This window comes from Rhodococcus sp. HNM0569, assembly GCF_012726205.1.
In the GTDB taxonomy this organism is placed as follows: domain Bacteria; phylum Actinomycetota; class Actinomycetes; order Mycobacteriales; family Mycobacteriaceae; genus Rhodococcus_F.
The window spans coordinates 148,528-167,701 of the sequence record NZ_JAASAE010000007.1 but is presented as its reverse complement, the minus strand read 5'-3'; the positions used below and the strand labels follow the sequence as shown (position 1 = coordinate 167,701).

Here is a 19,174-nt window from a genome sequence, read left to right as displayed (position 1 = left end):
CGCCACCCTTCGGTCGCGATGTCACATTGTGTGCGGTGGATGCACACAATGTGACATCGTGCCCGCTCGGGCCTGCACTAGATTCACGCTATGGACACCGAGACGCTCGTCAACATCGCGCTCGTCCTGGTATTCGTCCTGATCGGAGGCGTGTTCGCGGGTACCGAGCTGGCCATGGTGTCGCTGCGCGAAAGCCAGATCAAGCAGTTCGAAGGCGAAGGTTCGCGCGGCGAGAAGCTGGCCGCGCTCGCACGTAATCCCAACCGCTTCCTGTCGGCGGTGCAGATCGGCGTCACCCTCGCAGGCTTCTTCTCGGCGGCGTACGGTGCCTCGACGATCGCTCCGGACCTCGCCCCGATCCTGTCGGGTTGGGGACTGTCGGAGTCGGCCGCGGACACGGTCGCCTTTCTGGTGCTGACGCTGATCATCGCGTACCTGTCGCTCGTGCTCGGCGAGCTCGTGCCCAAACGGCTCGCGATGCAGCGCGCGGTCGGCTTCGCGAGGCTGCTCGGGCCGCCGCTGGGCGCGTTCGCCAACCTGATGCGCCCCGTCATCTGGTTCCTGTCGGTGTCGACGAATGCCGTCGTGCGTCTTCTCGGCGGCGATCCCGAGGCGAAGACCGAGGAGATGAGCGCCGACGAACTCGCGTACGCGGTGGGTGATACGCAGGGCCTCGCGTACGGCAGCCGCGCGATCCTCACGGACGTGCTCGGTGCGGGCGACCGGTCGCTGCGCGAGGTGATGAGACCGCGCACCGAGGTGTTCTTCCTCGACGCGGACGCCACGCTCGACGACGCCCGCGAGACCGTGCACGACCTCGCGTACTCGCGGTACCCGGTGATCGGCGAATCCGTCGACGACGTCGTTGGATTCGTGCACATCCGGGATCTGCTCGACAGCCCGACCAGCGGCGCGGTGCGCGAGGTCGTACGCCCGATCCTCGCGTTGCCGCTCACCAATCGCGTGCTCGAGACGCTGTCGATGATGCGCCGCGGAAACCACCACATCACGCTCGTACTCGACGAATACGGCGGCACCGCGGGCATCGTGACGCTCGAGGACATCGTCGAAGAAGTCGTCGGCGAGATCTACGACGAGTACGACTCCCGCATCGAGCCCGAGGACGCGGTGGTGCGCAGCGGCGACACGATTCGGGTGGACGGCGGGCTGATCCTGCAGGAGTTCGCGCGCGTCACCGGAATCGAACTGCCCGAAGGAGATTACGAAACCGTCGCGGGTTTCGTGCTCGACCGGCTCGGCCGCATCCCCGACGCAGGCGACGTCGTCGACATCCGCGGCTACCGCCTCGAGGTTCTCGACGTCACGCGGCGCCGCGTCGGGCACATCCTGCTCAGGCCGCGACCCGAGGAGCAGTAGCTTCCGAACGTCGGTGGTACGCACGCATGATCGCCTTGCGGATCTCCTCGACCCACAACACCGACGACGCGACGGCCACCGCGAACAGCCACTCGTTGCCGCTCAGTGCAGTGGTGTCGAACAGCGACTCGAAGAAGCCCACGTTGACCACCGCGATCTGCAGCAGCACGACGCCCGTGAGGGCGATCCAGATGGTGTGATTGGTGAAGGTCTGCATCGAGAACACCGATGCCGTGTCCGAGCGCACGTTGAGCAGGTTGAACACCTGGTAGAACACGAACGTCGTGAACGCGAGAGTGGTCGCGAACAGCGGATCGGTTGCGCTGTCGGGGAAGACGTCGTCAGCGAACTCGAGGACCAGGATCGTGCCGGTGGCCATCACGACGCCGAAAGCCAGGATCCGGCCGAGGCGGAAGCGGTTGAGCAGCGGCTCGTTCGGCGGGCGCGGCGGTTTGCGCATCGTGTCCCGTTCGGTGGGGTCGACGCCGAGGGCGAGCGCGGGTGGTCCGTCCATGATGATGTTGACCCACAGGATCTGCAGCGCCGTGAACGGCGCGCCGCCGGCCAGCCCCAGCACGCCCGCGGTGAGGAAGATCAGCACGAAACCCCATGCAGTGGTGAGCTGGAACTTCACGAACTTGAGGATGTTCGCGTAGATGCCGCGGCCCTCTTCTACGGCCGCGACGATCGTGGCGAAGTTGTCGTCCGTGAGGATCATCTTCGCGGCGCCCTTGGACACGTCGGTGCCGGTGATGCCCATCGCGATACCGATGTCGGCCTGCTTGAGGGCGGGCGCGTCGTTGACGCCGTCGCCCGTCATCGCGACCACCTCGCCGTCGGCCTGCAGGGCTTTGACGTACCGGATCTTGTGTTCGGGGGCGACGCGGGCGAGCACGCCGTAATGGGCGGCACGCGTGCGCAGTTCGTCGTCGTCGACGTCGTCGAGTGCGCTGCCCGACACCGACTCGCCGCTGATACCGAGGTCGTGTGCGATGGCCGAGGCGGTGGTGAGGTGGTCGCCGGTGATCATGTGGACGCGAATGCCCGCGGCGTCCGCCACCGCGATCGCGTCCTTCGCCTCGGGGCGCGGAGGGTCGAGGATGCCGACGATCGCGTACACCGTCAGCTCCTGCACGCTCTCCTCGAGCACCGACTGGCCCGCGGGCAGCTCGCCCGTGAACGTGCGTCCCGCGATCATCAACGTCCGAAGGCCGTCCGACGCAAGCTCTTCGACGACGCCCATGATGCGATCGCGGTCGGCGTCGCCGAGCGGCCTGGTACCGCCGTCCTCGGTGCGCATCGACGTGGCGCGGGCGAGCAGCACGCCCGGCGCACCCTTGGCGTAGCAGCGGATGCCGTTCTCGCCGCCCGCGTTGGTCGTGCGGTGGAAGGTCGCCATGAACTTGTAGTCGGAGTCGAACGGGACCTCCGCGATACGCGGATGCGTGCGCCGCGCGCCCCCGACGTCGATGCCGCCCTTCTCCGCGAGCACGACGAGCGCGCCCTCGGTGGGGTCGCCGACGAGCGTGCCGTCGGCCACCGACGCGTCGTTGCACAGCGACATCGCGAGAAAGGTGCGCCGCAGATCCGGAATGGGCCGGTCGTCGGTGGCGAGCAGCTTGCCGTCGGTGCCGTAGCCCTCGCCCGTGATGCGAAAGGCGTGGCCGTCGGTTTCGAGGCGGCGCACGGTCATCTCGTTGAGGGTGAGGGTGCCGGTCTTGTCGGTCGCGATCTGCGTCGTGCTACCGAGCGTCTCGACCGCCGACAGCTGTTTGATGATCGCGCCCTGCTTCGCGAGGCGCGACGCACCCATCGCGAGGGTGAACGCGACGACGGCGGTGAGCCCCTCCGGGATCGTCGCGACCGCGAGGGACACCGCGGTGATGAGCAGCTCCGACCACGACTGGCCGCGCAGCAGACCGAGGACGAACACGATGACGACCACGACGAGCGCGACGACGGTGAGGAAACCCGCGAGCTGGTCGATGCGGCGTTGCAACGGCGTCTTGTCGGTGCCCGCGCCGCCGAGGAGTGTCGCGATCGTGCCGATCTGCGTCCCCATGCCGGTGCCGGTGACGACCATCGTCGCGCGGCCCCGCGTCACCTCGGTGTTCATGAACAGCATGTTGGTGCGGTCGCCGATCGGCGGATCCACCTCGTCGAGCGTCTCGACCGTCTTGTCGACGGGCTGTGATTCGCCGGTGAGTGCCGACTCGGCGACCTGCAGCCGCGCGGCCTCGAGCACGCGGCCGTCGGCGGGCACCGCGTCGCCCGCCTCGAGTAGCACGATGTCGCCCGGCACGAGATCGACCCGGTCTATCTCCTGTTCGCGCCCGTCGCGACGCACGCGCGAATGCGCGACGGACAGATCTCGCAGCGCCTGCAGGCTCGACTCGGCGCGGCTCTCCTGCACGTAGTTGAGGATCGTGTTGAGCGTGATGACCGCGAGGATGACGACCGGCGTTTCCCATTCGTGCGAGACGGCGGCGCTGACGACCGCGGCGATCACCAGCACGATCGTCATCTTGTCGGCCAGCAGCTGCGCCACCTTGCGCCATGCAGGCACCCGGCCCGCCTCCGCGAGGCGGTTGAGTCCGTACTCGGACAACCGGCGCTCCACCTGCGCCGCGCCCAACCCGCGGGCAGGGTCCACGTCGAACCGCTGCGCGACGTCGTCGGCAGAGTGGAGGTACCAGGCTTCGCGAGGTTCGGTGGCCTCGGGAGATTCCGGGGCCCGTGTCGACCTACCGGACTGTTCTGGGTCGGCCACGCATCACTCCTTCGATCGGTGCGGCGGAATCACCCCCGTCGCGGCGTCAGCCTTCCCAGAGGTCCTTCTCGCTCAGTCCCGTGTCCTCGAGTGCGTCGGTGAGCGTCGGATGCCGGAACACCGACACCACCTGGTCGTCGACCACGCGGAACGCGAGCGCACCCGCACTGTCCGGGTGGTCCTCGGTGCCCCACGTCTCGGTTTCCTCCACCACGACGATGCCGTCGTACTCGAACATGCGGCCCGACTCGAGGGTGAGTCCGCCTTCGGCGGCCCAGTCGCGCAGCGTGTCGAGGCCCTGGTAGGCGCCGCTCGCGTCGCCGATCGCGATGTCGGTGCTCGACAGATCGAGCAGCGTGCCGATGTCGTTCGCGTTCACCGCGTCCTGCCAGGCCAGGACCGTCGCGATCTCGGAGATGCTCATGCCGTAACGCTAGCGCCGAATCACAATTCGGACAGGCGAAGCGAACTGCGGGTTTCGCCGCGTGACAAGATGCACGGGTGACCGATCCCGCTCCACCTGCTCCCGCCGACCCCTTCTTCACCGTCGGGACCAGGCTCGAGGACCGGCCGGGCCGCACCGGCGTCATCCACACCCCGCACGGCGACATCCGGACTCCGTCGTTCGTCGCGGTCGGGACCAAGGCCACGGTCAAGGCCGTCCTGCCGGAGTCGATGAAGGAACTCGGCGCGCAGTCGCTGCTCGCGAACGCCTACCACCTGTACCTGCAGCCGGGCCCCGACATCGTCGACGAGGCGGGCGGGCTGGGCAGGTTCATGAACTGGGACGGGCCGACCTTCACCGACAGCGGCGGCTTCCAGGTCATGTCGCTCGGTGTCGGATTCAAGAAGGTCCTCGCGATGGAGGCCGTCGGTGTGCGTTCCGACGACGTCATCGCGAAAGGAAAAGAACGTCTCGCCACCGTCGACGACGACGGCGTCACCTTCAAGTCGCACCTCGACGGCTCGCGGCATCGGTTCACCCCGGAAGTGTCGATGCAGATCCAGCATCAGCTCGGCGCCGACATCATCTTCGCGTTCGACGAGCTCACCACGCTCATGAACACGCGCGGTTACCAGGAGCAGTCGGTCGAACGCACGCAGGCGTGGGCGGTGCGGTGCATCGCCGAACACGAGAAACTCACCGCCGAGCGTGCGCATCGCCCCTACCAGGCTCTGTTCGGCGTCGTGCAGGGCGCGCAGTACGAAGACCTGCGCAGGCAGGCGTGCCGCGGTCTCGAGTCGATCGTCGGCGAGACCGGCCGCGGATTCGACGGCTACGGCATCGGCGGCGCGCTCGAGAAACAGAACCTCGGCACCATCGTCGGCTGGTGCACCGACGAACTGCCCGAGCACAAGCCGCGGCACCTGCTCGGCATCAGCGAGCCCGACGACTTCTTCACCGCCGTCGAGAACGGAGCCGACACGTTCGACTGCGTCAACCCGTCGCGTGTGGCCCGCAACGCCGCGATCTACCACCCCGACGGCCGGTTCAACATCAACACCAGCCGTTTCCGGCGCGACTTCACACCCATCGACGACACGTGCGACTGCTACACGTGCCGTCACTACACCCGCGCCTACCTCCACCACCTGTTCAAGGCGAAGGAGATGCTCGCCGCGACACTGTGCACGATCCACAACGAACGCTTCACGGTGCGGCTCGTCGACGACATCCGCGCCTCGATCGAGCAGGGCCGATTCGACGAGTTCAAAGCCGAGATGCTGGGACGCTTCTACCGCTGAACCCGCTCAGGCGGGGTTGTACGTCGGTTCGTGCTTCTTGACGTACGCGATCACACGGTAGGTCACCGGCAGCACGACGATCTCCACGAGCGTCTTCCACACGAACCCGACCACCACGTAGTTCACGAAGTCGTCCCACGTCGAGATGCCGATCGCGCCCGCCGCGATCGAGCAGAAGATCAGCGTGTCCGCGATCTCGCCCACCACGGTCGACCCGATGAGCCGCGCCCACAGGTGCTTCTCCTTGGTGCGCTCCTTGATGAGCACGAGAGTCGCGGAATTGAGCAGCTGACCGACGAGATAACCCGCGAGGCCTGCCGCGAGGAGCCGCGGATACACACCGACGACGGTGCGCAGCGCCTCCTGGTTCTCGTAGAACTCGGCCGACGGCAACTCCACCAGGATCCAGAAGCACAGTGCGGCGAGGATCAGCGCGCCGAAACCGAGGTAGATCGCGCGTCGCGCGGCTTTGAAGCCGTACACCTCGCTCAGCACGTCGCCCAGGATGTACGCGAGCGGAAACAGGAAGAACCCGCCGTCGGTGATGATCGGCAGGATCTGGACAGGGCCGAGCGAGAGATCCTCGCCGGGGAAGAAAGCGACGCCCTTCGTGGCGCAGATGTTGGAGATCAACAGCGTCGCGGTGAACAGGGCCACCAGGATGGGGTAGTAGCTGCGGCCTACGTGCGCGAACGTGGCGTGCTCGCGGTCGGTGTCGTGCGGTGCGCTCACGCCCGCCATCCAAGCATCAGACCGCGCTGCCGCGCGAATCCGGGCATCAGACCGCGCTGCCGCGCGCCATCCAAGCATCAGACCGCGCTGCCGCGCGAATCCGGGCACCCGCTGCCCGACGGCGCGCATCCGGTGCGCACCGCCGGGCACGTCGTCACGCCTGGGTGACCTGTGTGCCGCCTGCGAAGCGGTCGTGCAGTCCCTGCTTGGTGGGCGACTGGCTGATCGTCACCGCGATCACGATGTACAGGATCGTCACGACGATGTTGCCGATCACGCCGAGGGCCGGGACCAGTCCGAGCAACGCCACCAGGTAGAACGCATTGCGCTGCAGCGACTGCTGAGGCGTCGGATTCTCACCGTTCGGGCCGGTGACGCTCAACCCCATGACCTGCTTGCCGAGGGTCGCGCCGCGCGAGGTCTCGAGCGCGACGAAGTAGGCGACCGGCACCAGCGCGGTCAGCAGCGCGGCGATCGCGACGCCTGCATACGACCCGCCGGTGGCGATGACGATCAAGCCGCCGACGATGCCGCTGGGCAGGCCGGTGATCAGACCGTCGATGAAACGTGCGACGAAGCGCTTGCCGAGGTCGGCGGGACGGCGGCCGAACTGCTGATCGAACTGCGGCGGCATCGAGAACTGTTGCGTCATGCCCGGCCCGTACCCGGGCGGGGTGCCGTACTGCTGCCCGCCCTGCGGCTGGCTCGGGTACTGCGGGTACGGGGACTGCTGGTTCTGGTACTGCGGCTGTGGTGCCTGCGCGCCGAACTGCGGCTGGCCCCCGTACTGCTGGTCACCGTACGGCTGCTGTCCGTACGGTGCGGTCCCCCCGGACTGCGGCGTCTGCTGATGGCTCTGGTTTGGATCGAACCCACCCGTGGTCATCTTTTCCCCTCGGTTTCCAGTCGCCCGTGTCTCGAACGACAACCGTGCACTCTACGCAGACAGATCACATCTGCACGAGTGCACGGTCGTCGTTCGGCCGGGCGGTGTGGGAAAACGATTGTGCCGTGAGGAAAGAGGACCGAATCAGCCGGTTCAGTCGGGGACCGACACGTAACGGCCGGTGACGACGCGGTACGCGTAGGTCGACGCGATGAGTGTGACCGGCACGGTGACGAGCAGGCCGATCAGCAGCAGGATCGCGCCGGCGATGTTGAGCAGCACCAGCACGGCGGCGAGCCCGAGCAAGGGGCCGAAGTGGCTCCAGATGGTGCGGAAGCTCGACCGGATCGCGGTGAGCGCGTCCTGGTTCTGGTCCATCACGAATTGCACTGTCCACCAGGACAGGAACACCAGCACGATGCCGGGGATGACGAAGACGAAGAAGCCGATCGTCGTCATGATGCCGACCAGGAAGCACGCGAGGATGACGGCACCGACGTTGTTGAACTGGAAGAACGACCCGATGTTCGGGCGGTTGCCGTCGAGCTCGAACAGTGCGCCGCGCACCAGTGCAGCCTGGATGAGCCAGCCCACGATGGTGGTGACGAGGGCGCCCACGATGCCCCAGAAGGTGTACGACGCCGTGACGGCCGCCGACCAGTCACTGGTGTCGGCCTCACCGTTCGGGAAAACCAGTGCGAGGATCGCCTGGATCACGAATGCGATCAACAGGATGCCGACCCACACCGTCCAGTTCTTGCCGAACTTCTTGAAGCCGTAGCTCACTGCCGCGCCGACGCCCAGCTGAGGCGAGTTCATCTGTGCCGCAGGCCCGGCACCGTACTCGCCCGAAATGGGCGGGGGCGGTGGGTAGTTGCCGGGGGGAGGTGGATATCCGCCGGGCGGCGGTACGTTCCCGCCGGGAGGGGGCGGGTAGTTGCCCGGTGGCGGGGGATATCCGCCGGGCGGGGGAGTGCTGCCGGCGGGTGGGGGTGGCGGGTAGCCGCTCTCCGAACCGGGGCCACCCTGTTGCGGTTCGCCGCCGGGCCGATTGCCGCCTTCCGGCCCGTTGCTGCCGCGGGGCTGGTTGCCTTCGCTCTTGTCGTCTGGGTCGAAACCGCCGGTGGTCATGTGGATCTCCTCGGTCGAGACGAGCGCGCATGATTCCTGTGCACACAGGCTACGTGCGGAGAGCGTTGTTCCGGGGAGAATCGGGGCGCGCGTACCGCGGACGCGAATTCAGGGGTGTGCTCGGCCCGCGGTGACCTCGGCGCCGACCACCCACGGGTCGCGGGGAAGCCGAGTGGGATCGAAACGTGCCCGCAGGTCCTCCGCCGACACCGACTCACCCTCGCTCGCGAGGCCGAGCGACCGTGCGAGCAGCGTGACGACCTCCGCGGGAGTGCGGCCCAGTGACCGCTGGTCGGCGAGGGTGACGGCGCCGTCGCGCTTCGCGAGTCGTCTGCCGTCGGGGCCCAGTGCGAGCGGCACGTGCGCGTACGTCGGAGCCGACAGCCCGAGGATGCTCGCGAGGAAGGCCTGCCTGGGCGCCGACGACAGCAGGTCGTCGCCGCGGACCACCTGGTCGATTCCCTGATCGGCGTCGTCGACGACGACAGCGAGGTTGTAGGCGGGTGTGCCGTCGTTGCGGCGCAGCACGAGATCGTCCACCACGCCGGTGAATTCGCCGTGCAGCAGGTCGTGCACCGTGAACGAGTGGGCATCGGAACGTAGTCGCAGCGCCGGTGGCCTGCCGGCCGCGATGCGCTCGGCCCGTTCGGCGGCGGTGAGGTCGCGGCACGTCCCCGGGTACGCGCCCTGCGGCGCGTGCGGCGCCGACGCGGCCTCGAGAATCTCCCGCCGCGTGCAGAAGCACTTGTAGACGAGACCCCGGTCGCGCAGCCGGTCGATCGCGGCGTCGTAGAGCGCCACGCGTTCGCTCTGGTGGACGACGGGCCCGTCCCACGTGAGACCGAGCGCCCGCAGGTCGTCGAGCTGACGCTCTTCGGCGCCGGGGCGGACGCGGTCGAGGTCGTCGACGCGCAGGACGAAGGTGCGGCCGGAGGTGCGGGCGAACAGCCATGCGAGCAGCGCGGTGCGCAGATTTCCCAGGTGCAGGTCGCCCGACGGGCTTGGCGCGAAGCGGCCCGCCGTCAACTGGCGAGCTCGATCGTGCGGGCGCCGCCCCGCGGGCCGCGCACGGCGAGTTCGATCTGGTGGTCGAGTGCGTGCCGCAGGTAGTCGTGCGAGTGCGGCGGCGTGCCCGACAGGGCGTCGAGCGCGAGCCCCTCGACCGCGCCGAGCAGCAGCGCGGCGCTGATCTCGACCTCGTCGGCGCCCAACTCGAGGAGATACGCGGACACGCGGCTGCGCAGCGCGAACATCGCACCTCGGCGGATCTCGGCGAGCGACACAGACGTGACGGCGCGCACCGCGAACGCGGTGCGCACGTGCGCCTCGCGCGTGCGGCGCTCGTCGAGCGGCAGCAGCTCGCCGAGCAGTGCGGTGAGACCGGTGCGGGCATCGGTGTCGTCGGGCAGGTCCGCGACGTGGTGCAGCAGGCGGTCGAGCAGCCCGCGCAGCGTGTAGTCGAGCATCGCGTCCTTGGTCGCGAAGTGATGCTGAACGGCGCCGATCGACACCCCTGCACGCTTCGCCACTTCCCGCACGCTCGCGTTGTCCAGCCCCTGCTCGGCAGCGACGTCGAACACTGCCGTGGCCAGCTGTTCAGGACTGGTGGAGGAGTAGCGGCGCGCCGTCATGCCGAAGACCTTATATGTGTATGGACGAAGGTCTCCACGCTCCCCCCGTGAGTGAAACAAGCGTGCGGAGACTCGCAAAGTGCTCACAGGGGGAGTTCAGTCGTCGTCCTGCGACGCGCGTACCTGCATGCCGATCTGCACCGAGTCGAGCCGGCGTAGCGCACGGGCGAGTGCCTGCGAGCTGTAGGTGCCGACGTCGCGGAGCCGGAGCAGTTCGCGGCGCTCGTTGTCGATCAGGTCCGCGAACAGGTCACGAAGCTCGGCCACTTCCGCGTGGGTGCCCGCATCCTCCGGGATCTCGTCCGCACGCGCCCCGACCCGTTCCGACACCCGCGCGACGACGTCGGGCGAATACGCGGAGCCGTCGGCTCTGCGCAGCGACGGGTCGTCGAGCCGGGCACGGGCGAGGTCCGCGAGATGCCTGCGCAGCTCGCGGTCGTCGTCGGGGGCTCCGTTGCCTGCGTCGGCGAGGCCGAGGCGGCGCACGAGTCGCCGGAGTGTGCCGCCCTGCACGATCAGCGTGCCGGCCGCGACGACGAATGCGACGAGGATGAGCACCGAGCGTTGGGTCGTATCGGGTGGCAGGGATTGCGCCGCGGCGAGCGTGACGGCGCCGCGCATCCCCGCCCACAACAGCACGACGCCCTCGCGCGGGCCGAGCGCCTGCTGGGTGAGGTAGTCGATATCCGAGATGCGTTGTGACGTGCGTATCCGGGCATGGCGCAGCCGCTTCCGGTAGGCGTCGTGGACGCGCTCGTCGGCGCCGTCCGCGGGCTTGCGGAAGGTCCCGCGGTCGAGGTCGGCGCGTATCTCTTCGAGCTTCTCGCGTACGACGGGGCCGCGCCGGGCGCGCCGGGCGAGGAGCCACAGCGACACCGTGATGAACGCCGCCCGCACCGCCAGGACGAGCAGCGCCGTCACACCACCCAAGCCGAGTGCGAGCCACAGGCTGCCGTGCTGATCGCGGACGTCCTCGACGAGCGCGTAGAGCTCGACGCCCATCACGAGGAACACCGTGCCCTCGAGCAGCATCTCGATAGTGCGCCACACGATGCGTTCGTTGATGCGGTCTTCGGCCCTGAGGTATCGCGGGGAGCCGTGCCCTGTCACGAGACCCGCGGTGACGGCCGCGACCAGGCCCGATGCGCCGAGATGTTCGGCGGGTGCGAACGCCACGAACGGCACGACGAAGGACACCGCGACACTCGCCGGTGCCTCCGAAAGTTTGCTCCGGACCAGCAGATTGACGCGGCCCACCGCGAAACCGATCGCCACCGCGACGACCACCGCGAACACGAAGTCCCCGGCGACACCCCACAGCGACACCGCCCCCGCGGTCGCCGCCACCGCCGAGCGCAGCAGCACCAGCGCCGACGCGTCGTTGAGCAGGCTTTCCCCTTCGAGCACCGTGACGACCCGCGGTGAAACGCCGGACTTGCGGACGATCGCCGTCGCGACCGCGTCCGTGGGGCTCACGATGGCACCGAGCGCGATGCCGGTGGCGAGGCCCACGTCGGGCACGAGGAAGTGGATCGTGTACCCGACGACGAGCGCCGACACCACGACGAGGATCACCGAGAACGCCGAGATCGTGCGGAAATCGCGCCGGAAGTCCATCGTCGGCATGTTCACGGCCGACGAATACAGCAGCGGAGGAAGCAGTCCCGCGAGAATCCATTCCGGGTCGACATCCACCTCGGGGACGAACGGCAGGAACCCGATCGCGACGCCTGCCGCGACGAGCAGCAGCGGCGCGGCGACGCCCACGCGCGGCGCGAACGCCGTGACCGCGACGATCACCAGGACACCGATCGTGCTGATCACCATGACGTCCATCGGCCACCACCCTTCCCGCGGACCGCCCGCCGCCTGCTCACGAGCCCGCCATCACCGCGCGGGGCAGATCGCCCCGCAACTGCACCGGTGCGACGAACTCCCCGTCGTCCGCGCCGTAGCGGCGCTGTGGGTCGTAGTCTTCGACGGCGAAGCTGTCGAGCGCAGGCGAATGCGTGTCGACCGCGACCCGCCCGCCGTCCAGGTCGAACTGCAACAGCCGTTGGAAGTCGGCGCGCCGTTCGCCGTCGACGAGGAAGCCCTGGTAGTCGGCGAGCATCTCGACGACGCGGCGGTCGGTGCCGGGAATCGGTCGATCGGTGACGGTCGTCTGCCCGTCGACGTGCCCGGAGAGCACCATCACGACCGACTCGTAGGGCACCACGAGGCGGTTCCAGATCTGTTGCCCCGCGCTGCCGGTGTCGCCGAATCCGCTCATGCGGAGCCGTCCGTCGTCGTCGAGGTAGTAGTGGGCTCCGATGACGACATTGCGGTCGGGATAGCGGTCGAGGACGTCTTCGGCCCAGCGCAGCACGTGCTCGGGTGGGTTGAATCCGATGCTCAACATGAGGAATTCGGCATCCGCGAGCTCGACGAGATCGAAGTGCGCGAAATTGTCGTCGGGGGCGACCGAGCCACCCCACCACGGCCGGGAATCGAACTCGTGCGGTCCGAAGTACTCGTTGAAGAGCGCGTTGTTCTCGTCGTGCATGCCGGGAACGAGTCGCCCCGCGACGTTCCACTTGTTGTCGTGATTGCCCGGTAGAACGCCGAACGGCACGCCCGCGTTCGTGAGTGTCGACATCGCGTCGTGGGCGAGCGCGAACTCGCGACGCGCGGCATCGTCGGTGCCGTTCAAGCGGATCCACGACTGGATCAGGTCGCCCGTGTGCATCACGTAGTCGATCTTGCGGTCGGCGGCGTTGTCCGCGGTCCACCGCGTCATGCCCGTGAACAGTTCGGGGGCGCGCTGCGCGAGGTACTGCGTGTCCGTCATGTGCAACAGTGCGGCGTCGTACGTGCCGGGATCGGCGAACGCGCGGTCCGGCTCGGACGCGAAGACGTCGTGCGCGCGTGGCTCGTCGATCACGAGCACCTGAAGCGCCTCACCGTCGGTGGCGACGGTGCCCGACAACGTGATCNGTGTAGAGAGCGAGATCGTTGAGGTTGACCGACCTGCCGTGCCACGAGATCTCGACGGGGCCGGGCGCGTCGGCGAGTGCGAGGTCGTATCGCACGTAAGGATATTCGTCGAAACGACGACTGGTCGACGAGTTCCCGCCGTACTCGTGTTCGGCGGCGGTGACCGGCACCTGTGTCGTCGTCCCCGCTGCCGCGACGACGCTCTCGATCGGGACCGAAGCCGACACGCCCTCGCCCGGCGCGGACCGCGACACGGCGGTGGCCGCGGCAGGCGGCGAGTTCGGGATCTCGGGCGCGCATCCAGTGGCGGCCACGAGAACGAGCGCGACCGCGGCCACCGGGGATGCCGTCGCGCTCGCCCTCGCCTCCGCCATGCGCCGACACTACAAGCGCACGCGGCTTCCGTCAGGCAGTCCTGCCGAGGTAGGCGAGAACGCGTGTCTGCAGGTCGGCGCCCTCTCGTGTCGAGATCTCGGGACCGCATACGCCGTCCATGCGGATGTTGTCGCCCATCACGCCGCGCAGCGAATCGATCCATTCGAGGTCCGCGTCGTCGATCGTGTCGTCGATGCCCGCGCCGTGCGCGACGTCCCAGCCGTGGACGACGAGATCGAAACAGTAGAAATTCGCGATCGTGTCGCCGAGCGTCGTCCGGCCGAAGTGCCCGTCGTACTCGCGGGCCGCGTGCTCGGGGTCGTCGAGGACGGCCTGCATCGCGTCGCGCGTCTCGCGCCATGCCGCGACCGGGTCGGTGTCGGGGGACGTGGCGTCGGGCAGGGCGAGACCGACGACGGTGACGATGTAATGCTGCGTGTCGACGACATGCCGCACGACGTCGCGCACCGTCCACTCACTGCACGGCGACTGGTTGTCCCACGCGTCCGCGGGGACCGCCTCGACACGGTCGGTGAATTTCGCGGCAAGTGTGCGGTAGCGGCCGGGGGCGTTCAGGGCGGCTGGTGAGCCGACGGATTCGGTGGAGTTCATGGGGTCGAGTGTCGTCGGCCATGTCGGCGAACGCTTGAACAAAACCGACACTCACGCAACGTGCTCGCGGCGCGTGGCCGCGACCGCCGAGCCGACACCGTGCCAGTGGGGCGCCTCGCTCGCCAGCAGGGCGCTGGGCGTCATGCCCGCGATGCGCCTGCAGTCGCGCGCGAGATGGGCCTGATCGCTGTATCCGGCGACATACGACAGGTCGGCGAGCGTGGCGTGCGGCTGCGCCCCGGCCGACGCCATGAACCGCTGCAGACGCAGGATGCCGCGCAGCGTCGCCGGGCCGTACCCGAAGAGGTCGTGGCAGCGGCGCTGCAGTCGGCGCTCGGTGAGCGCGTGCGCCTCCGCGAGCGCACCGACCGTCCAGTTGCGCGTCGCGAGTGCCGTCCGGACGCTCGCCGCGAGTGGATCGTCGCCGCGCGTGTGCCAGTGCCGCACCGCGTGCTCGAAGTGCGTGATGCGCTCCGCGGGGGTCGTGGCGTTGTCGAGCCGATCGGTGAGCCTGCGCGCGACGGCCGACCCGAGAACGTCGTCGACGCCCACCCGGACGTCGGTGATGTCCGACGTGCGCACGTCGAGCGCCGCGGCCGCGACCCCCGGCCGGAAACGCACCCCGACCGCTTCGGTGCCGGGCGGCAGCGCGAACGACCACGCCGTGGTCTCGGGCCCGCACACCCGCAGACCGACCCCGCGGATCCATAGGACATCGACGCACCCGTCGGGAACCAGCAGGTGCGTGCCCTCGGTGGCGGCCGTCCACGTGCACACGAGCGCGTCGTGCAGATCGGGAGCGGCCGGGGCCGGCCGATACCAGCTCATGATGCCGAGCGTAGGCGCGCACCCCGACACGGCGCGGCATGTCGCGCGCTGCGGCAGCCGGTGGGACCTGCGAAAGCGCTGCGGCAGGTAGCCGCGGAGGAGTGCACTGGAACACAGAGTGTGGGGCGGGCCCGGACCGCCCCGGTGCGCCAGCGCGCGCCAGGTCGAGTGCGGAAGGAGCGCGTCATGTCGACAAGGCAGAGGCTGCGGAACTCGTCGCTCGTGGCGGTCGCGGCGGCGGGACTCGTGTGCGCCGGGTGCGCGTACGACATCTCGTCGGGTGCGAAGCCCGAACCGACCACGGCGCCGACGTCACCGCCCGCGCCCGTCGGGCAACCCGTCGTCCAGGTCGGCGACTCGGCCTTGGGCCCGGTCGAGACCGACTCACAGGGATTCACGCTCTACGCGCAACTGGAGGACGAGGCGGCGCCGGCGCCGCCGGGCGACTGCAACGACGTGTGCCGACGCTCGTGGGTGCCGGTCACGTCCGCGACCGAAGACCCCGCGACAGCCGGACTGACCGGTGCGGCCGTCGACACCGTGCGCCTCGACGACGGCGGCTATCAGGTGGTCGTCAACGGGATGGCGCTGTACCGCAACCGGCTCGACGACGCCGCAGGGGAAACCAACGGGCAGGGCGCCGAGGAACATTGGTGGGCGCTGGATCCGTCGGGAACGCCGATCCTCACGACGCTCGACGAGTGAACACGACGAGAGCGGACCGCTCGATCGCTGAGGCTGGGGCCCGCTATCGGGGGAGGAAGCCGTCGAAGAACAACGTGGTCAGCAGTTCGGCGAAGTCGTCGGTGCTGTAGTCGTCGCGCCCCGGCCAGTGCATGGTGGCCCAGAGAGAGTCGCGCACGGCCCGGTAGAAGATCTCCACCGGCAGATCCGACCGGAAGGTGCCGTCCGCGACACCGGCGTGCAATGCGTCGATCCAGTAGCTGCGCACCTCGCGGGACGCGGTGTCCACGGCGTCGAGTAGTCCGTGCTCGCGCAGGTACTGCCGATCGTGCTGGTAGATGGCCGTCGGATGGGGATGGGAGTCGATCACGAGCAGCGTCTGACGGATCAGGCCGCGGATCGTCTCCCGCGGCGAACGGGACCGCTCGACCACCTCGCCGAACCTGCGGTGGATGTCCGACATGTACCCCGCCAGGATCTCCTGTACCAGCGCGTCCTTGCTGCGGAAATAGTGATAGAGACTGCCCGAGAACACGCCGGCGCGCTCGCCGATCTCCCGGACCGACGTCGCCCCCACTCCCTTTTCTGCGAACAACTCGGCCGCCAGGGTCATGATCTCGTTGCGTCGACCAGGCGTGCGAACCACATGTTCCTCCTCGATTGAGCGAAAGCTGTTCGGACGTTCGCTGGTCCAACCCAATGGGACTTGGGCACCACCGCGGTCGCCGCCCGCCCTAATTTACTTTGCCAAGCGCTTGCTCAAGAAGGGTGGTTGGAGTGCAGACCTTGGAACAGCAGCTCGAGCGGTTCGTCGGGCAGGAGGCCGAACCGCCGCGCGTGGCCCGGTACGCAGTCAACGAGGCGATGATCCGCAACTGGGTCGAGGCGCACGACGACGTCAACCCGGTCTACGTCGACGGCGAGGCCGCTCGCGCCACCGGCCGTGAGGACGTGATCTGCCCGCCGGCCATGATCTCGACCTGGGTGATGTCGGGATACCGGCGCTGGCGGGAGGTACACCGCCTGCGTGCGGAGAAGGCAGTCGAGGATTGCGCCTACTCCCGGCTGCTGGCATTGCTCGACGAGGAGGGATTCACCTCGGTCGTCGCCACCGATGTCGAGCAGGACTATCACCGCGAACTCGTGCCCGGTGACCACGTCACCGCGCGCTTCACCCTCGAGTCGATCTCCCCGTTCAAGCGCACCGCGCTCGGGGAGGGGTGCTTCCTGACGCTCCACAAGTCGTACGAGAACCAGCACGGCGACCTCGTCGCCGAGGAGCGCTTCCGGCTGCTCCGCTTCCGGCCCAGGACCGGCGAGAACGAGCAGACCACCGACACCGACACGAAGGAGGACGCGTGAGCACCGCGGTACCCAGGCTGATCATCACGCAGGACAACAAGTTCTGGTTCGACGCGGCGCGGGACGGCCGGCTCGAGATCCAGCGCTGCAGCGACTGCGACACCCTGCGCCACCCGCCGGCTCCGGCGTGCCCGGCCTGCCGGTCCTTCTCCTGGAACACCGTCGAGTCCACGCGCCGCGGCACCCTGCACAGCTGGACGGTCGTGCACCACCCGAAGGACCCGGCGTTCGACTACCCGCTCGCGGTCGGGCTGATCGACCTCGAGGAAGGCATCCGGCTCGTCGCGGACATCGCAGGCGTCGACCACGACGACCTGGAACTCGGCATGGAGCTCGAGGTCGGCTTCGCGGAACACGCACACGGCGACGTCCTGCCGCAGCTTCGTCGGCCCGCAGCGGAACAGGGGAGCGCCGAATGAACCTGTCGGACTGCGTGATCGGCACACAGCTTCCTGCGCTGGACATCCCGCTCGACCGCACCACCATCGTGGCGACCGCGATGGCGTCGCAGGACTTCGAGGACGTGCACCACGACCCCGGCGCCGCGAAGAAGCGGGGTACACCGGACATCTTCATGAGCATCAACTCGACGAACGGCTTCGTCGACCGGTTCGTCACGGACTGGGCCGGTCCGGCATCGCGGATCCGGCGGGTCTCGCTGCGCCTGGGTGTGCCGAACTTCCCCGGCGACACCATGCGGATGACCGGTGAAGTCTCCGCCGTCGACGGCGACGCCGTCACGATCGAGGTCACCGGCCGTAACAAGCGGGGCGCGCACGTGACCGCCCAGGTCGTCGTCGCGCCGTACGAAGGAGGAACACGATGAGCGCCAAGGGATTTTCGCGGGGCTTCTCACGCGGGGCCGCCATCGCAGGCATCGGCGCCACCGAGTTCTCCAAGGACTCCGGGCGCAGCGAATGGCAGTTGGCGTGCGAGTCGGTCGTCGCCGCGCTCGCCGACGCCCGGATCGGTGTCGAGGAAGTCGACGGTTTCGCGCTGTTCACGATGGAGACCAACCCCGAGATCGCCGTGGCCCGCGCGCTGGGGATCCCGCAGCTGAAGTTCTTCAGCCGGATCCCGCACGGCGGTGGCGGCGCGTGTGCCCCGGTGCAGCAGGCCGCGCTCGCGGTCTCGAGCGGAGTCGCGGACGTCGTGGTGGTCTACCGGGCCTTCAACGAGCGCTCGGGACACCGCTTCGGCGCCGGCCCACCGCCCTTCGCGTACACGGCCAACACCGACCAGGAATACCGCAACTGGATCAACCCGTACGGATTGCTCACGCCCGCACAGCAAGAGGCATTCCTCGCGCGCCGCTACATGCACAAGTACGGCGCGACCAGCGCCGATTTCGGGCAGATCTCGGTGCTCTCGCGCAAGCACGCGGCGAACAATCCGAAGGCCTGGTTCTACGAGCGCCCGATCACCATCGAAGACCACCAGAACTCGAAGATGATCGCCGACCCGCTGCGGCTGCTCGACTGCTGCCAGGAATCCGACGGCGGTCAGGCGCTGGTCGTCGTCAGCGCCGAGCGCGCCCGCGACCTCCCGCACCCGCCCGCGATCGTCTCCGGTGCGGCACAGGGCGTCGGCCCCCAGCAGATCTCGATGAGCAGCTACTACCGTGACGACATCGACGAGATGCCCGAGGTCGAGCTGGTGGCGCAGCAGCTGTGGAGCCAGGCCGGGATCGGGCCCGGCGACGTCGACGCCGCGATCCTCTACGACGCGTTCACCCCGATGGTGCTGCTCCAGTTGGAGGAGTACGGCTTCTGCGGCCGCGGCGAGGCGAAGGACTTCATCGCCGACGGCAACCTGGAACTGGACGGCCGGCTGCCGATCAACACCAACGGCGGCCAGCTCGGCGAGGGGTACATCCACGGTGTCAACGGCATCGCCGAGGGTGTGCGCCTGATCCGCGGCACCTCGGTGAACCAGCCCGCCAAGACCCTCGACAACGTGCTCGTCACCGGTGGCTCGCCGGTGCCGCACAGCGCGATCGTGCTGTCCGCCGACCGCTGAGTGAGATTTGCGACAGTCGCTGAGCGACAACACTTTCCCACAGAA

The 19,174-nt window shown here is 68.6% G+C and carries 19 protein-coding genes; 7 read left to right on the top strand and 12 right to left on the bottom strand.

Translation table 11 applies throughout. The features are described 5' to 3' along the window. The first annotated feature begins 90 nt into the window (after positions 1-90). On the top strand, positions 91-1,377 hold the full coding sequence (locus HCA44_RS12025) for a hemolysin family protein (protein WP_169648793.1): 1,287 nt from the start codon (positions 91-93) through the stop codon (positions 1,375-1,377). On the opposite strand, the gene HCA44_RS12020 is transcribed toward HCA44_RS12025, so the two are convergent. Beyond that, positions 1,352-4,147 (bottom strand): cation-transporting P-type ATPase, encoded by a 2,796-nt coding sequence (locus HCA44_RS12020; RefSeq protein WP_169648792.1) that lies wholly within the window; start codon positions 4,145-4,147, stop codon positions 1,352-1,354. The two genes, HCA44_RS12025 and HCA44_RS12020, sit on opposite strands and share 26 nt — an antisense overlap. 46 nt (positions 4,148-4,193) lie before the next feature. Continuing rightward, positions 4,194-4,571 carry a nuclear transport factor 2 family protein gene (locus HCA44_RS12015; protein WP_169648791.1) on the bottom strand — a complete coding sequence of 126 codons (378 nt, stop codon included), beginning with the start codon at positions 4,569-4,571 and terminating at the stop codon, positions 4,194-4,196. Between the two features lie 77 nt (positions 4,572-4,648). Here HCA44_RS12015 and tgt point away from each other — a divergent pair, with 77 nt between their 5' ends. Beyond that, positions 4,649-5,893, top strand: coding sequence for a tRNA guanosine(34) transglycosylase Tgt (gene tgt / locus HCA44_RS12010; RefSeq protein WP_169648790.1), 1,245 nt, complete (start codon positions 4,649-4,651; stop codon positions 5,891-5,893). A gap of 6 nt (positions 5,894-5,899) precedes the next feature. Here tgt and HCA44_RS12005 read toward each other — a convergent pair whose 3' ends face one another. The 9 genes from HCA44_RS12005 to HCA44_RS11965 form a co-directional block, all read right to left on the bottom strand. Next, the gene (locus tag HCA44_RS12005; RefSeq protein WP_346764689.1) at positions 5,900-6,625 is read right to left on the bottom strand and encodes a queuosine precursor transporter; all 726 of its coding nucleotides are present in this window, start codon (positions 6,623-6,625) and stop codon (positions 5,900-5,902) included. A gap of 154 nt (positions 6,626-6,779) precedes the next feature. Further along, complete coding sequence (locus HCA44_RS12000) at positions 6,780-7,511, bottom strand: RDD family protein (protein WP_169648788.1); 732 nt, start codon at positions 7,509-7,511, stop codon at positions 6,780-6,782. 153 nt (positions 7,512-7,664) lie between these two features. Next, entirely contained in the window at positions 7,665-8,642 is a 978-nt protein-coding gene (locus HCA44_RS11995) for a hypothetical protein (RefSeq protein ID WP_169648787.1), read from the bottom strand. 108 nt (positions 8,643-8,750) lie between these two features. Then, positions 8,751-9,668, bottom strand: coding sequence for a tRNA glutamyl-Q(34) synthetase GluQRS (gluQRS, locus tag HCA44_RS11990; protein WP_169648786.1), 918 nt, complete (start codon positions 9,666-9,668; stop codon positions 8,751-8,753). Further along, positions 9,665-10,273, bottom strand: coding sequence for a TetR/AcrR family transcriptional regulator (locus tag HCA44_RS11985; protein WP_169648785.1), 609 nt, complete (start codon positions 10,271-10,273; stop codon positions 9,665-9,667). The genes gluQRS and HCA44_RS11985 overlap by 4 nt, the downstream gene beginning before the upstream one ends. A 96-nt stretch (positions 10,274-10,369) precedes the next feature. Beyond that, complete coding sequence (locus HCA44_RS11980; RefSeq protein WP_169648784.1) at positions 10,370-12,109, bottom strand: sodium:proton antiporter; 1,740 nt, start codon at positions 12,107-12,109, stop codon at positions 10,370-10,372. 37 nt (positions 12,110-12,146) lie between these two features. After that, complete coding sequence (locus HCA44_RS11975) at positions 12,147-13,241, bottom strand: metallophosphoesterase (RefSeq protein WP_346764688.1); 1,095 nt, start codon at positions 13,239-13,241, stop codon at positions 12,147-12,149. A 413-nt stretch (positions 13,242-13,654) separates the two neighbouring features. Next, entirely contained in the window at positions 13,655-14,236 is a 582-nt protein-coding gene (locus tag HCA44_RS11970) for a TIGR03086 family metal-binding protein (RefSeq protein WP_169648783.1), read from the bottom strand. 51 nt (positions 14,237-14,287) lie between these two features. Next, positions 14,288-15,064 carry a helix-turn-helix domain-containing protein gene (locus HCA44_RS11965; RefSeq protein WP_169648782.1) on the bottom strand — a complete coding sequence of 259 codons (777 nt, stop codon included), beginning with the start codon at positions 15,062-15,064 and terminating at the stop codon, positions 14,288-14,290. A gap of 186 nt (positions 15,065-15,250) precedes the next feature. Between HCA44_RS11965 and HCA44_RS11960 the strand changes: the two genes are divergently transcribed. After that, the gene (locus tag HCA44_RS11960; protein ID WP_169648781.1) at positions 15,251-15,769 is read left to right on the top strand and encodes a hypothetical protein; all 519 of its coding nucleotides are present in this window, start codon (positions 15,251-15,253) and stop codon (positions 15,767-15,769) included. Between the two features lie 43 nt (positions 15,770-15,812). Here HCA44_RS11960 and HCA44_RS11955 read toward each other — a convergent pair whose 3' ends face one another. Beyond that, positions 15,813-16,394 (bottom strand): TetR/AcrR family transcriptional regulator, encoded by a 582-nt coding sequence (locus HCA44_RS11955; RefSeq protein ID WP_346764687.1) that lies wholly within the window; start codon positions 16,392-16,394, stop codon positions 15,813-15,815. Between the two features lie 131 nt (positions 16,395-16,525). Here HCA44_RS11955 and HCA44_RS11950 point away from each other — a divergent pair, with 131 nt between their 5' ends. From HCA44_RS11950 to HCA44_RS11935, 4 genes are read left to right on the top strand one after another with little or no spacing between them, the layout of a single operon-like run. Further along, the gene (locus tag HCA44_RS11950) at positions 16,526-17,110 is read left to right on the top strand and encodes a MaoC family dehydratase N-terminal domain-containing protein (protein ID WP_169648780.1); all 585 of its coding nucleotides are present in this window, start codon (positions 16,526-16,528) and stop codon (positions 17,108-17,110) included. Further along, positions 17,107-17,529: a Zn-ribbon domain-containing OB-fold protein gene (locus tag HCA44_RS11945; protein ID WP_169648779.1), complete on the top strand. Its 423-nt coding sequence runs from the start codon at positions 17,107-17,109 to the stop codon at positions 17,527-17,529. The genes HCA44_RS11950 and HCA44_RS11945 overlap by 4 nt, the downstream gene beginning before the upstream one ends. After that, positions 17,526-17,936, top strand: coding sequence for a MaoC/PaaZ C-terminal domain-containing protein (locus tag HCA44_RS11940; protein ID WP_169648778.1), 411 nt, complete (start codon positions 17,526-17,528; stop codon positions 17,934-17,936). Before HCA44_RS11945 ends, HCA44_RS11940 begins: the two co-directional genes overlap by 4 nt. Further along, positions 17,933-19,129 carry a lipid-transfer protein gene (locus HCA44_RS11935; RefSeq protein WP_169648777.1) on the top strand — a complete coding sequence of 399 codons (1,197 nt, stop codon included), beginning with the start codon at positions 17,933-17,935 and terminating at the stop codon, positions 19,127-19,129. Before HCA44_RS11940 ends, HCA44_RS11935 begins: the two co-directional genes overlap by 4 nt. Positions 19,130-19,174: the final 45 nt, after the last annotated feature.

Coding starts and splice junctions, on each gene's coding strand:
- HCA44_RS12025 (WP_169648793.1), top strand. CDS start 91: ATGGACACCGAGACGCTCGTCAACATCGCGCTCGTCCTGGTATTCGTC.
- HCA44_RS12015 (WP_169648791.1), bottom strand. CDS start 4,571: ATGAGCATCTCCGAGATCGCGACGGTCCTGGCCTGGCAGGACGCGGTG.
- HCA44_RS12000 (WP_169648788.1), bottom strand. CDS start 7,511: ATGACCACGGGTGGGTTCGATCCAAACCAGAGCCATCAGCAGACGCCG.
- HCA44_RS11995 (WP_169648787.1), bottom strand. CDS start 8,642: ATGACCACCGGCGGTTTCGACCCAGACGACAAGAGCGAAGGCAACCAG.
- HCA44_RS11985 (WP_169648785.1), bottom strand. CDS start 10,273: ATGACGGCGCGCCGCTACTCCTCCACCAGTCCTGAACAGCTGGCCACG.
- HCA44_RS11980 (WP_169648784.1), bottom strand. CDS start 12,109: ATGGACGTCATGGTGATCAGCACGATCGGTGTCCTGGTGATCGTCGCG.
- HCA44_RS11970 (WP_169648783.1), bottom strand. CDS start 14,236: ATGAACTCCACCGAATCCGTCGGCTCACCAGCCGCCCTGAACGCCCCC.
- HCA44_RS11965 (WP_169648782.1), bottom strand. CDS start 15,064: ATGAGCTGGTATCGGCCGGCCCCGGCCGCTCCCGATCTGCACGACGCG.
- HCA44_RS11960 (WP_169648781.1), top strand. CDS start 15,251: ATGTCGACAAGGCAGAGGCTGCGGAACTCGTCGCTCGTGGCGGTCGCG.
- HCA44_RS11940 (WP_169648778.1), top strand. CDS start 17,526: ATGAACCTGTCGGACTGCGTGATCGGCACACAGCTTCCTGCGCTGGAC.
- HCA44_RS11935 (WP_169648777.1), top strand. CDS start 17,933: ATGAGCGCCAAGGGATTTTCGCGGGGCTTCTCACGCGGGGCCGCCATC.